This is a genomic window from Mucilaginibacter sp. OAE612 (assembly GCF_041806395.1).
Taxonomy (GTDB): Bacteria; Bacteroidota; Bacteroidia; order Sphingobacteriales; family Sphingobacteriaceae; genus Mucilaginibacter; species Mucilaginibacter rubeus.
Genome location: NZ_JBGMUW010000001.1, coordinates 4605520 through 4618567 on the forward strand (window position 1 = coordinate 4605520; position 13048 = coordinate 4618567).

7 protein-coding genes are annotated in these 13048 nt (G+C 43.2%); 5 read left to right on the plus strand and 2 right to left on the minus strand.

Going from position 1 to position 13048, the window contains the following annotated elements:
- Positions 1–4 precede the first annotated feature (4 nt).
- The 5 genes from ABID99_RS19165 (at position 5) to ABID99_RS19185 (ending at position 6433) form a co-directional block, all read left to right on the plus strand.
- Positions 5–1360 carry a diaminopimelate decarboxylase gene (locus tag ABID99_RS19165; protein ID WP_188833002.1) on the plus strand — a complete coding sequence of 452 codons (1356 nt, stop codon included), beginning with the start codon at positions 5–7 and terminating at the stop codon, positions 1358–1360.
- Positions 1357–3513 (plus strand): urea transporter, encoded by a 2157-nt coding sequence (locus ABID99_RS19170; protein WP_188833001.1) that lies wholly within the window; start codon positions 1357–1359, stop codon positions 3511–3513. The genes ABID99_RS19165 and ABID99_RS19170 overlap by 4 nt, the downstream gene beginning before the upstream one ends.
- Positions 3495–4673: a M48 family metallopeptidase gene (locus ABID99_RS19175; RefSeq protein WP_090531423.1), complete on the plus strand. Its 1179-nt coding sequence runs from the start codon at positions 3495–3497 to the stop codon at positions 4671–4673. The genes ABID99_RS19170 and ABID99_RS19175 overlap by 19 nt, the downstream gene beginning before the upstream one ends.
- Positions 4661–5281 carry a tetratricopeptide repeat protein gene (locus ABID99_RS19180; protein ID WP_090531421.1) on the plus strand — a complete coding sequence of 207 codons (621 nt, stop codon included), beginning with the start codon at positions 4661–4663 and terminating at the stop codon, positions 5279–5281. The genes ABID99_RS19175 and ABID99_RS19180 overlap by 13 nt, the downstream gene beginning before the upstream one ends.
- Positions 5282–5527: 246 nt before the next feature.
- Positions 5528–6433, plus strand: coding sequence for a PepSY-like domain-containing protein (locus tag ABID99_RS19185; RefSeq protein ID WP_175490047.1), 906 nt, complete (start codon positions 5528–5530; stop codon positions 6431–6433).
- 94 nt (positions 6434–6527) lie between these two features.
- On the opposite strand, the gene ABID99_RS19190 is transcribed toward ABID99_RS19185, so the two are convergent.
- Together ABID99_RS19190 and ABID99_RS19195 are read right to left on the minus strand one after the other, a co-directional pair.
- A complete protein-coding gene (locus tag ABID99_RS19190) occupies positions 6528–10103 on the minus strand; it encodes a family 43 glycosylhydrolase (protein ID WP_373614789.1) in 3576 nt (1191 codons plus the stop codon).
- A gap of 97 nt (positions 10104–10200) precedes the next feature.
- Complete coding sequence (locus ABID99_RS19195) at positions 10201–12498, minus strand: prolyl oligopeptidase family serine peptidase (RefSeq protein ID WP_373614790.1); 2298 nt, start codon at positions 12496–12498, stop codon at positions 10201–10203.
- Between the last annotated feature and the right edge of the window lie 550 nt (positions 12499–13048).

Consider the following 13048-nt stretch of genomic DNA (forward strand, 5'->3'; position numbering starts at 1 on the left):
AACGATGGAAAAGCTGCCATACGAGAAACCATATATAAAAAAACTACAGGCCGGTGCCCTTAATAAATTCGGCTCCCGCACCGGTGTGCAGCCCGTTAAAAGCATCGATGGCGTTTCGGTTAAAAGCCTGATCGAAAACTACGGTTCGCCGGTGTTTGTATTGTCCGAAAAACAAATCCGCAAAAACTACCGGGCAGCATACCGCGCTTTTAGCACCCGCTACCCAAAGGTACAATTTGCATGGAGCTATAAAACCAATTACCTCAATGCTGTTTGTCAGATTTTTCACCAGGAAGGCAGTTGGGCGGAGGTTGTTTCGGGCTTTGAATACCGTAAAGCATTGGGCAATGGCGTACCGGGCAACAAGATCATTTTTAACGGACCGGGCAAATCTCTCAACGATCTGCAGTTGGCCATCGAGCATGATTCGCTGATCCATATTGATCATTTTGATGAGCTTAACCTGCTGCTTACCTTAAGTAAAAACATGGCCAATAAGCCACGTGTGGCCATCCGTATAAATATGGATACCGGCGTTTACCCACTTTGGGACCGCTTTGGTTTTAACTATGAAAATGGAGAAGCCTGGTCGGCGGTTACAAAGATCACAGGCTCGGGAAGTCTGCAATTGGTGGGCCTGCATTGCCATATCGGTACCTATATGCTCTCTGCCGATGCTTATGGTATAGCAGCTAATAAACTGGCCGAACTGGCTGTTCGCTGCCAGACCGAACTTAATCATAAAATAGAATATCTTGACCTGGGAGGCGGTTTCCCCTCAACTAATACACTAAAAGGTGCTTACCTGCCGGGGAATGATACCGTGCCGACGGTTGACGACTTTGCTGAAGTCATAACTTCGGCTTTGCTCAATTTTGGCTTTGCCAATGATGACCTGCCGCTGCTGATATTGGAAAGCGGGCGCGTTTTAATAGATGATGCCGGTTACCTGCTGGGCACTGTTATTGCCAACAAACGTTTAGCCAATGGCAAAAGCGCTGTCATAGTTGATTTTGGGGTCAATATCCTGTTTACATCTTTTTGGTATGAACACCAGGTAAGCCCTGCTAATGATTTTGCAGCACATACCGAAAACACAGTGATATACGGGCCGCTTTGCATGAACATTGATGTGATCAGGGAAAGCATTAACCTGCCCCTGCTAAATCCCGGCGACCAGGTTGTTGTGCACAAGGTTGGCGCTTACAACATGACCCAATGGATGCAATTCATCACTTTAAGGCCTGCTGTTGTGTTGATAGACGAGAAGTTGCGTACGCATCTCATCCGCAAAAACGAAACATTGGAATATACTGCCGAACCAGAGTTAGTACCCGCTCATTTAAATAACAACAAGTGAAGCAAATTCCAGCATTCATAAAAACCGTCATCAATTCCTATTCGGTTCTGTTTTTTTCTCAAAACCGGGTATTGGGGGTTATTTTGCTGCTGGTATCATTTTTCAACCCGGTATCCGGCTTTGCAGGGTTGAGTTGCGTCATTTTCTCTTTGCTGATAACAAAATCAGCAAAACAGGATAACGAAGATTACCGGGCAGGAATTTACAGCTTTAACTGTTTATTATCAGGGATAGCATTTGGTGCTTTTTTCCAGGTTAACGTCATGTTTGTGACCTGGCTGGCGGTTGCCTGTTGCCTGGTAGTGCTTGCTACCATCATTATGTCAAAGCGCATGAGTAAACCGGGTTTACCTATACTTTCACTGCCATTTATCCTGGTTTTCTGGCTTGTACTGCTGGCATCCAACAGCATCTTCAACACTGGATTATCACAAAAAAGCAGCTCCCTGCTCGAAGAAATTTACACTGGCCCGGGTAACCTGGCCGGCGCCGAAGGTTATCTTGCCACAACGTTACCAAAACTGATGAGCTTATTTTTCCGTTCATTGAGCGCAATTCTATTTCAGCATAATATCATAACCGGAATGCTTATTGCTATAGGGATACTTGTGCATTCGCGCATTGCATTCAGCCTGCTTATCATTAGCTTTTTAACGGCCTGCGGGTTTAACAACATCACAAATACCTACCCAGAGGGTATCAGCTATTACCACCTTGGTGCCAATTTAATGATGGCTTCAATGGCCATCAGCAGCTTTTTCACCATCCCATCGTTACGCTCTTACCTGCTGGCAATTCTTTGCATCCCCTTGGGTTTCATACTCATTAATGCCCTTACCACACTCATGGCCTTGCATGCGCTGCCTGTTTTTTCATTACCGTTTTGCGTGCTTAATATCAGCCTGCTTTATTTTTTAAAGTTAACCGGTCATCACCCCAAATTGCAGTTAACCATAGCACAGCATTACTCGCCCGAAAAAAATCTTTATCATATTTTAAACCTGCAAAACAGGCTGAACGATCTGAAATACATGAGGCTCAATTTGCCGTTTATGGGCTATTGGACGGTTTCGCAGGGTTATAATGGTAGCATTACCCACAAAGGCGAATGGGGCCAGGCGCTTGATTTTGTGATTACGGATGATGAACAAAAAACATTTCAGCATCCCGGTACCCTTCCTGAACATTTTTATTGTTTCAATAAGCCGGTACTGGCCTGCGGCGACGGCATTGTAGAACAGGTTGTAAACCATGTAGAAGATAACGACATAGGCGAGGAAAACCTGAAGGAAAACTGGGGGAACACCGTAGTGATACGCCACGCCGAAGGGCTTTATTCCAAACTCTCGCACCTCAAAAAAAACTCTGTAAAAGTTAAACCCGGCGATATCGTAAAACAAGGTGATCTGCTGGGTTTCTGCGGTAATTCGGGTCGGTCGCCCGAGCCGCATTTGCATTTCCAGTTGCAGGCTACGCCTTATATAGGATCTAAAACACTGCCTTATCCGCTCGCCTATTATTTTACCAAAAAAGCTGATCAAACCATCTTTGTAAGCTACAATATCCCAAATGAAAACGAATTAATAAGCAACCCCGAAATCAATACGCCACTCAAAAAAGCATTCGACCTGCAACCGGGCTTCGTATCTAAATTAGTTAACGGAAACGGCTCAACCGAAGAATGGGAAGTTTTTAAAGATGAATTAGGACAGTCATACATCTACTGCAAAACAACAGGTGCCGTTGCTTATTTTATTAACAATGGAACTATGTTTTACTTCACCAGCTTTTATGGCGATAAAACGTCGCTCCTCCACTATTTTTACCTTGCCGCATATAAAGTTATTTTTAACGATGCCGGGTATAGCCCGGCTAATGATGAGTTCCCGGTACCGCTTACCCATAACAAAACATTGCTTTGGCTGCAGGATTTTATTGCGCCTTTTTACCGGTTCATCAGCATAAAATATAAAAGCGGGATACAGTTAAAAAAAACAGGGTTAAACATTGTATCCAAACAATACCAGGAAATTGCAGGTAGAACATTGTCCCTTACAGAGGCAACCATTTTTGTAGATCATAGCAGCCTGCAAGCCCTCATTATAAATACAAACGGTCAGCATATTGAAGCACAATGGAGTACAGAAAATTAACCATACTTTTTGCCTTGCTATTTGCTGCTCTTGTAACCCGTGCACAAGATAATAAACTTGCCACGGCCGATAGTACCGCCGAACAATTGTACAATGCCGGCAACTGGAAACAACTTATCAGGTTTGTAAATCAATCGGTTGCTAAAAGTGTAGACTCTCCTACCTTGCGCTTTAAGGCCGGGTATGCTTATATGCTTACCGGTAACTATAAAGCGGCCATCTATCAGTTTAACCGGGTTTTACTTAAAGAGCCCCAAAATGTCACTGCATATTTGTATGCTTACTACTGCAACACCTATATCAACAACAATAACACCGCGTTTTACAATGCATCGCATTTAGACACAGCAACCCTGCGTGCTATCAAGTTATCACCCTTTGGTTTAACTGATGCGGTTTTAGAAAGCGGCATAAAATTGCCGAATAACCACGAACGCGACAACGGCTTTTTTGAACGCGCGGGTATCGGTTTAAGATTATCGTGGCGTTTGCAGTTGGATCAATCATTTATGTTTTTCAAACAGAATATATTCAGATCGGGCTATATTGATTACATTAACCAAACAGGCAAAACCGACCGCCAGTTTGAATATTATGCTAAAGCGAAATATTCTTTGACTAAAAACATCAATTTACTTGGCGCGTACCATTATTTACACACCAGCTACCGGAGCAATATTTACCAAAGTAACCTTGGGCTGTTAGGAATAAAATATGATACCCGCTACATTGATTTGCAGGGCGATGTTAATTTGGGCAAACTCATTAATAAAACCTTAAAACAATATGATGCCAAAGTGGATTTTTATCCACTGGGAAACTTGAATTTATACACCACAAGCAGGGCATCGGTACTGAATTTAAGCGGAGTAACGCATTTCATTTATAGCCAGTCGGTGGGATTTAAAGTGTTAAACAAAACGTGGCTGGAAACAGCCGCTACTTTTGGCAACCAGGATGATTACCTGGATGCAGACGGGCTTTATGTGTATAACGCCATCGATCCTACAAAATTTAAATGCGGTGAAAGCGTTTTTTATCAGTTAGGTAACCATGCCTTATTGAATTTAAATTACTTTTATGAAAAGAAAACAGACATTTACCGTGCTGTTAACTATAACCAAAACTCTGTTACGTTAGGTATAACATGGAAATTTTAAAGAAGACCTTTATTCCCATTTTTTTATTTGTATTTGCAGCACAATTGCAGGCACAGACAAATGTGGTGCTTCAAAAAGCTTTTCACAACAGTTATACCAATGAATTAAACAAAAACTACGTTGCTGCCATTGCCGATATTTACCCCTACTATTCGGAAAATAATTATGAGATAGCCATCAGGCTGGGTTGGCTTCATTACCTCAATAAAAACTACACTGCTTCGCAAACCTATTATCAAAAAGCAGTTAACCTGAAGCCCGGCGCTATTGAGGCTAAGTTTGGCTATATAAAGCCGCTCTCCTTTTTGCAAAACTGGGATAAAGTGCTGGAACAATATCTTGCTATCCTGAAAATAGACCCTCAAAACACACAGGCCAATTATTGGGCCGGCGTAATTTATTATAACCGTAAGCAATACGAACCCGCTATTAAGCTTTTCAGGGTAGTAGTAACGCTTTATCCTTTTGATTATGACGGCAACCATATGCTGGCCTGGTCGATGCTTATGGCTGGAAAAAAATCGGAAGCAAAACCTTTTTTTGAAAAAGCGCTGATCATCAAACCTGCTGATGCTTCCAGCACCGATGGCTTAGCCAGATGTAATTAGCCCGGTTTAAATTTTTCGTAGAGACGCATCACATGCGTCTCCGACAGCAAATTTGCGCATTAAATACCTTCATGCGCAAGACGCATGTGATGCGTCTCTACAACAAAAAACATATTCTTCATACGTCGATTTAAATCACTCATTTGTCGACACATTTCCCGACGGCCCGATTTTCCAAATTAATTTTAATTAAACCTGTCCGAAAAAAGGCAGCGCTAATTATCAATTTAAATTAATTCTATGAAAATGAAATCATTTTACGCCTCACTATTGATGGTCGGCACAATAATCGGCCTGGCATCATGTAAAAAGGAAAACGCTTCAAAATCAGCTTCGGCCGGCAGCGTTTCGTCATCAGCCGTCACATCAACCGGCGCCATCGCTATTAGCCTTGCATCGTCCGGAACTACTACCGACAGCGTTTATATGGTTGGCTGCTATGGCAAGCATGATACCAAAGACTCCGTTGCTTTTAGCACATTACCTACAGCTATCGGCACTTACCTTACAGCTAATTACAGCGGTTATACATTCAAAAAAGCATACTCCATTACTGATAGTACTAAAACAGTTATCAACTACATTGTAGTTATCAAATACAACAGCGCTTTGGTTGGCCTCAAATTCACTGCTGCTGGTACGTTTGTAAGCATCCTTGAGCAACGCGAAGGTGTTGACCTTAAAGGACCAGGATGGCACTTAGGCGGATTCTTTGATAATCGTGACAGTAAACACCGCGATACCATTGCTATTTCGGCCCTTCCTGCTGCTGTAAGCAGCTATTTTTCAACAACCTATCCAACAGATACTTTGTTGCATGCCTCTATCGCACCTGATAACGTATACATTTTGATAAGCCAGAACGGGGTACTTTACTCAACAACGGTAACCGCGGCAGGCAAACTTGTAAAACGTATTCAGATAGAAAAACACGATTTAAAACATGCTGTAGTAGCTGAAGCTAACTTACCGGCTGCTATTACCACTTATCTTACTGCTACTTATCCGGGCTACGTATTTGATAAAGCATTTTCTGAAAGCCCCGGCGGAACCCTGCAAGGTTACGTTGTGTTGATTACATCAAACAATACCAAATACGCTTTAATTTTTAATGCGTCTGGTACATTTGTCAGAGTCCTGCCTATCCACTAAACAATCAAGATTATAGCGCTGTTGGTAAGCCATGTTTTTAATTAAACATGGCTTACTTGCTTAATTTCAGAGCCTCAAACAGCGGATTACATATTTATTTCCTACTGATGAATTTAAAATTGGAGAATTTAACATACGAGCGGTGCGGCCCGTAGGTACTATGGTAAAGGCCGATTTGCAGATCAGCACCAATTAAATCAGGCCTAACAACCGGGCTTCCGGGCAGATCGGTCCAATGTATGCCGTCGTTGCTGCTCCTGATGTAAAATACGTCGCCCGATTTTTGGATCTGCAGATAACGGTTATAATTCCAGCCGGTTTGGGTATTGGTTTGCATCCGGTCGCCGGTTTTAAAATTGGTGAGCATGTTGCCACAATTCCAGGCCGGAAAAATACTGTTCTGGATCAGGTTTTCGCTGCCTTCAGTACCGGGTCGTTTTGCTTTGCGTACCATCAAGCCCATATCACTGTTACCGGCCACCTTTTTGTCCTTAAGGCCACTTACGTCAGCTACTTCTACCTCGGCCACAAAATCGCCCAAAACATTACGGTATAAAAATGGCCCATAAGGCAAGTTACCGTCCCAGTTTGAACCTTTTGATTCCAGAGTTAGCACGCCGTCTCCTATAAATACCTTATCATCCGGCTTATCTCCACCTGTCAAACCATTCCATATAGTGCCGGTTGTGCCATTGATTACAAAATCTTTATTAACCGTAAACCCATCTGCAATAACATTAAATAATGCTGATGATGTGCTCACCGGCAATGCGGCAGTTTTTGAACTTACATTACCATAGTTGTCTTTAACTTTAAAAGAGTAGCTATAATTTTTATCGGCCGCAAGCCCATAACTGATATAATGCGGATCAGCCTGCCAGCCGCTTGATTTGCGGTTATCTGTCTCGTTAATAAAATCATATTGCAGGTTTGATTTTACAGAAGCATATTCGGGCGCCTCCATTTCAACCATGCCGGGTGTTACAGCCGTCGGAGCAGCTTTAAATGCAAACGAACCTGCTATAGGCGGATGATAGTTCTGTTTCCAACCCAGGCTCAATTGTTTAATTTCTGCTGATGATAAGCTATGTTTATAGACCACAAGATTAGATACCGCACCATTAAAACCATCGCCCAGTAAAAGCTTGCCGGTGAGCTTGTCTGTATTTGATGTTGTTGCAACCAGAGCACCATCTACATATAATTTAGCGACATTTCCGCTAACAGCTTTTATAACATAGTGCCATTTGCCCGTACCTAAATATTCACCGGCATTGATGAAAGGCTCTTTCAACGATTGTGCTCTCAGTATCGAACCGTTTTGCGTTGATGCACTTTGATAAACGCTTAATGCTACGCTGTAACCTTCTTCGCTATTAACAGCAACATCGTTATTAAACATAAGCGGGCTTTTGCCATTAAAACTAACAGCTATTTTTCCTTTAATATCCCTTACTTCTGCTACCCGCCCATTAGCAGATTGAAACGCCCCGCCTGCACCTCCGTTGTTTATCCATTTTTGAAGCGGACCATAGTTAAGTTTTGCGGCATCGAGGTAAAGGGAGATATCTGATTTGGCAGGGTGTAAAGCCCATTGCTTTATCACACTATCGGCCAGCGGTTGATTATAAATTTTAAGCGAGGAAATAGCACCTGAAAAATAAGCCGAACGGTTTGTTTTTGCACCGATGATAAATTTATCTGCAAGCTGTAAAAACAGCATCTTGTTTTCTGCATTATTCAGCTCGCCATCTACAAATAGTTTTTCGAACGATCCATCAAACGTAACTACAACCTGGTGCCATTTCCCGGCAGCGGGCATTGTTTTGTATTGAAAGTCGGAAACACCAAAATGCTGAACAGCGCCGGCAGTTCGATTGCTTCCATAGCCGAAAGTAGCGCTGCGATGATCTGATTCGCCGTTTGTCCAGCTTAATACCGGGTTTTCATCTTTGATCAGATCGGCGTAAACCTCATACGATACAGTATAACTGTTGTTGCCGGCAAGCGACCGGGGTACGGCTACAGTTGATTCAAGCGATTGCGTACCGTTAAACAACAATGCCTTTTTACCAACGATGATATCAATAACAGGAGGTTTACCATTCGCAGTAAAACTACCGCTCAAGGCACCTTTGTTAACCCATTGGGTTACCGCTTCGCCGGCCTGAAAATTATCGGCGTTTAGGTTTACCAATAAACCTTCTTTCTCGTTTGAAACTACAGCCGTTGATATTTCTTTTTTATTGACAGGATCAACGTTGCCAGTTACTACCCTCTCACCGTAAACTTTTACGTTCCAAATCGCTTTGTATAAACCCGGATATTCTGTGCCGGTAATTGTTAAGCGTATAAACCGGGCCTGCGCATTTCCTGAATCTACCATCGGCGAGCCATGTTGCTTATTCTCTGTTCTATCAGCAAAAGGCTTCCAGTTTTTGCCATCTACCGATGATTCTACAAGGTATTGGTAGTACCACGTTGCATATTCAAATTGCGTTAATACCTGCTGCACGGTCTTTATCGCACCTAAATCGATGGTGATCCAAGCCGTCTTGCGACTGTTATCGGCAGGTTTCCATAAGGTGCCGTTATTGTTATCAAGTGCAAATGATGGCTTATAATTTTCGTTGTAAAAAGATGAGGCTGTCACCTTTTTTTGATAAGCTTCGTCGGGAGCATTAATAGTACTTTTTCCTAATAGCCCAACTCCAAGATGGGTAGGAACAATCTTTTCAATATTGCCTTCGGCATCAAACACGATCTTATCCGCGCAAACCTGCCGGTGATAGCCCCCGTTGGAGTGCGGGTTATTATGGCGATGATACACCATATAAAAATCATCCCCAACCTGCACTACCGACTCATGGCCCGGTCCGTGAATAGTTCCATCAGCATTGGTACTCAGCACTGGGCTGTTTTTGCCGAACTCAAATGGCCCCATCGGCCCGGTTTTGCTAATGGCGTATTGTACCCGATAAGTAGAATCCTCACAAAGACCGGATGAATAGGTAAAGTAGTAGATGCCCTTGCGTTTAAACATAAAAGGCGCTTCAAAAAAATCTTTGGCAATAGTATTGGGGATCTTTGCTGTTTTGGCAAAGGTGTGCATATCTGCGTTTAACAAGCCTACACCGCAGCCATGATCAGGATAGATGCCCCAGGTACCCCAAAACATATAGATCTTGCCGTCATCATCTTTAAAGGTTTGTCCATCCAGCGTAATCACCCCTGGGATAAAATAATTGGGGATCATCGATTTGCCGTCGGGCAGTAAGGGAGTCCAGGGTCCGGTGGGGCTTGTTGACGATGCGCCATAGATATCAACAGGCTGGCAGTAGTACATATAATACTTGCCGTCGTTTCCATTAATTACATCGGGAGCCCAATAGTAATTGGAGGTTGGCCAGTTCATATCATGCATGGTCCAGTTCACAAAATCTTTGGATGTCCAAACCTGTGATGGCCCGTGCCCGCCGCCATTGCCATCGGTGGTAGCATAAATGTAGTAGGTATCGCCAAACTTGCGTACAGTTGGGTCGGCAAAGTAGCCGGGAATAATGGGATTGCCATTACCCGGCACTGTTGCTGATTGTTGCTGTGCAAAACTGTTTAATACAGCCAAACACATATACCAGAAAAGAAAAACCGTTAATTGAAATTTATGCATTGTACCTTGTTACATCGGTAAAGCTAAAAGCTGAAGGCACAACGCCAAAAGCTAACTACCCTTTATCAAATATTAAAATACATGTAGAGGATTTTATTTAATTATGTGCTAACTCATCCGTGTTTCTTGCAGGCGGCTCTGCGTTAAGCAGATGCTTTACAAAAAAGTCGCGTTTCTTTTTACGACCATAAGGGCCACCATCGCTATGGCCCATACCCGGCACCACCAGCAAGTCGAACATTTTATTGTTTTTGATCAGCGCATCCGCAAAACGGAAAGTTGATTCAGGCGGAACATTGTTATCGGCCTCACCTACTATCAGCATCAAATCGCCCTGCAATTTACCGGCGTTGGTAATGTTTGATTGCTGCTCGTAATGTGGGCCAACCGGGTAGCCCATCCATTGCTCATTCCACCATTGTTTATCAATGCGGTTATCATGACAGCCACAGGCAGATACCGCAGCTTTATAAAATTCAGGGTGGAACAGCAATGCCCCTGCCGAATTTTGCCCGCCTGCTGATGTTCCATAAACGCCTATCCTACTGATATCAACCTGCGGATATTTAGCAGCAAGCGCCTGCATCCATAAAATACGGTCGGCGAAACCGGCATCAGCGAGGTTATGCCAGCATACATCATGAAAAGCCTTTGAGCGGTTGGCCGTACCCATGCCATCCATTTGTACCACAATAAAGCCCAACTGGGCCATGCTTTGCATTTCGTTAACAACCGAAAAGCTTTTAGGTACAAATGAATCCTGCGGACCGGCATAAATGTTTTCAATTACCGGGTAACTCTTGTTAGGGTCCATATTTGCCGGACGATAGACCACGCCCCAGATATCAGTTTTACCATCCCTTGCTTTGGCAACAAACACCTCTGGCAGTTTAACACCCGTGGCTATAAGACCAGTCAAATCGGTGTGTTCAAGTTCCATAACCGTTTTCAGGTCGGCAGTGTTTTTGATCACAATGCGGGGAGCTATATTAACTTCCGAATACGTATCGATGTAATATTTTCTATCGGGCGAAAAGCTTAGGCTATGGTTGCCTTTTTCGGGCGTTAGGTCAACAAGGTTTTTACCATCAAAACCAATGCGGTAATAGTGCATGAAATAAGGATCTTCACCTGCATTTTTACAGCTTCCCTTAAACCAGATCTGCCTTTTCTTAACGTCAACGCTGTCAATATCACGTACTACCCAATCGCCTTTGGTTACCAGCTTTTCTTTGCCGCTCAATTCATCAACCAGGTAAATATGACGCCATCCGTCCTTCTCGGTGATCCACACTATCTCATGCGTTTTTGAGGCATAAAAAGTGTAGATCCTTTGTTCGTAAATGAAGGTATTTGTTTTTTCATCAATGATGTTGCGGGTTTTGCCGTTGGTAACATCAACCTCAATCACCCTGAAGCGCTGGTGGCCCCGGTCGGCCTTTTCATAAGTAAAATAACGGCTATTACCATCGCGCCAGTGTAATCGTGGTGCGCCAAAAAAGTCTATCTTTTCAGCATCGGTTTTTATCGCGCTTTTATCGGTGATATTGAATATATACTGCTGATAGGATGTAAATTCATCGCCCGGCTGATCGTATTCATGTGATTTCAAAACTGCCCGCGTAGTGCCCGGCACCGAACTCAGTAGGTAATAAACCTCTTTTGTTTTCTTGGGGTCGATGCGGTAACCAACAACGTGCTTACTATCCGGCGACCAGCTCAGTTCGCCGTAAGGCTTATCTAAATTACCATCAGTAGTTAACTTGATCTCCGTCGCATTTTTTAAGGATTTAACTATAATGTTTCCACCTTTCACAAAGGCAGCCCATTGTTTATCGGGAGATACAGAATCGGTAGCAGCATTTTCCCAACGGTAATGGCGCTCCTGCAGCGGCTTCTCGTTATCATAACTTTGGTGTACGGTGTCGGTAGTTTTGTTGCATTGCAGTGTGCTCAGATCGCACTTAAGCCAGGTATTATTTGTTTTAAAGGTAGCTTCCTTTTTATCGGCGCTAAAAAACATATCGTCAATTTTAAAGCTGCCGTCCTTTATGGTTTTGCCTGTTATTCTGCTTACCTCCGCGCTTAGCTGGCTGCTTTCAAAAATGGTTTTCTTAATCCCTTTTTCCGGATCAACCAAAACATAAGCTGTTTGGTTGCCGGCTATCCTTTTGCCGTACCAGAACTGATTACCATCCACCTGCCAATTGGGTTTAACGTTGGCAACATAGGGGATCTTTTTTAAGGCAGAATCAAGCGCATCGGCCGCTTTGTAGTTTTGCAGCACTTCTGCGTGGGTGGGGTAATATGGAGTAGCTTTATGTTGAGCTTCGGCTGATTGACCTGCAGCCCCTAAAAAAATGGTTAACAGTAAATATTGGTGGTACCTTGTCATAAGTTATAGTGTTAGGTAAAGTTACTCAAACACCACCCGTTTAAATTTACATAAATTAACACATCATAGCAGGCATTTAACAAATCGGCCCGCGGCTTTTGGATGCGGGCCGATTTGTTTGGTTAATCCCTTTTGCAAGTTCAAGCGCCCTTCGCTTAAATTATAAAATAACTAAGTGTTCACGGCAAAGCCGGCAAGGGAGTCGAGGGGGTTAACAGGGTTAACAGAAATTCAATTTTAAATTACAAACAACTGAAAATCAATTAATTAAACAAGAGGCAGGGTTACCCCTAAATCCACCGCTCAGTTGAAGCTGGGTGGCCGACAGCTTTAGAAATTAAACAAACAAAGGATTTAAAAAATCTTATGCAAGTTCAAGCGTCCTTCGCTTGAATTAAATTTAAAGTAAGCGTCCACGCTTACTTATTTTAACGTTTATGCGAGCGTGGACGCCTAATAAAAGCAAACGATCAAGCGTGGACGCTTGACGACTGTGCGAGTAGTATTCATTGCCTTGGTTTTAACCAACGGAACACAAGCAATCAAATAA

Bases quoted from the DNA above. Each gene is read 5' to 3' on its own strand.
- ABID99_RS19165 (WP_188833002.1), top strand. From the start codon at position 5: ATGGAAAAGCTGCCATACGAGAAACCATATATAAAAAAACTACAGGCC.
- ABID99_RS19175 (WP_090531423.1), top strand. From the start codon at position 3,495: ATGGAGTACAGAAAATTAACCATACTTTTTGCCTTGCTATTTGCTGCT.
- ABID99_RS19180 (WP_090531421.1), top strand. From the start codon at position 4,661: ATGGAAATTTTAAAGAAGACCTTTATTCCCATTTTTTTATTTGTATTT.
- ABID99_RS19185 (WP_175490047.1), top strand. From the start codon at position 5,528: ATGAAATCATTTTACGCCTCACTATTGATGGTCGGCACAATAATCGGC.
- ABID99_RS19190 (WP_373614789.1), bottom strand. From the start codon at position 10,103: ATGCATAAATTTCAATTAACGGTTTTTCTTTTCTGGTATATGTGTTTG.
- ABID99_RS19195 (WP_373614790.1), bottom strand. From the start codon at position 12,498: ATGACAAGGTACCACCAATATTTACTGTTAACCATTTTTTTAGGGGCT.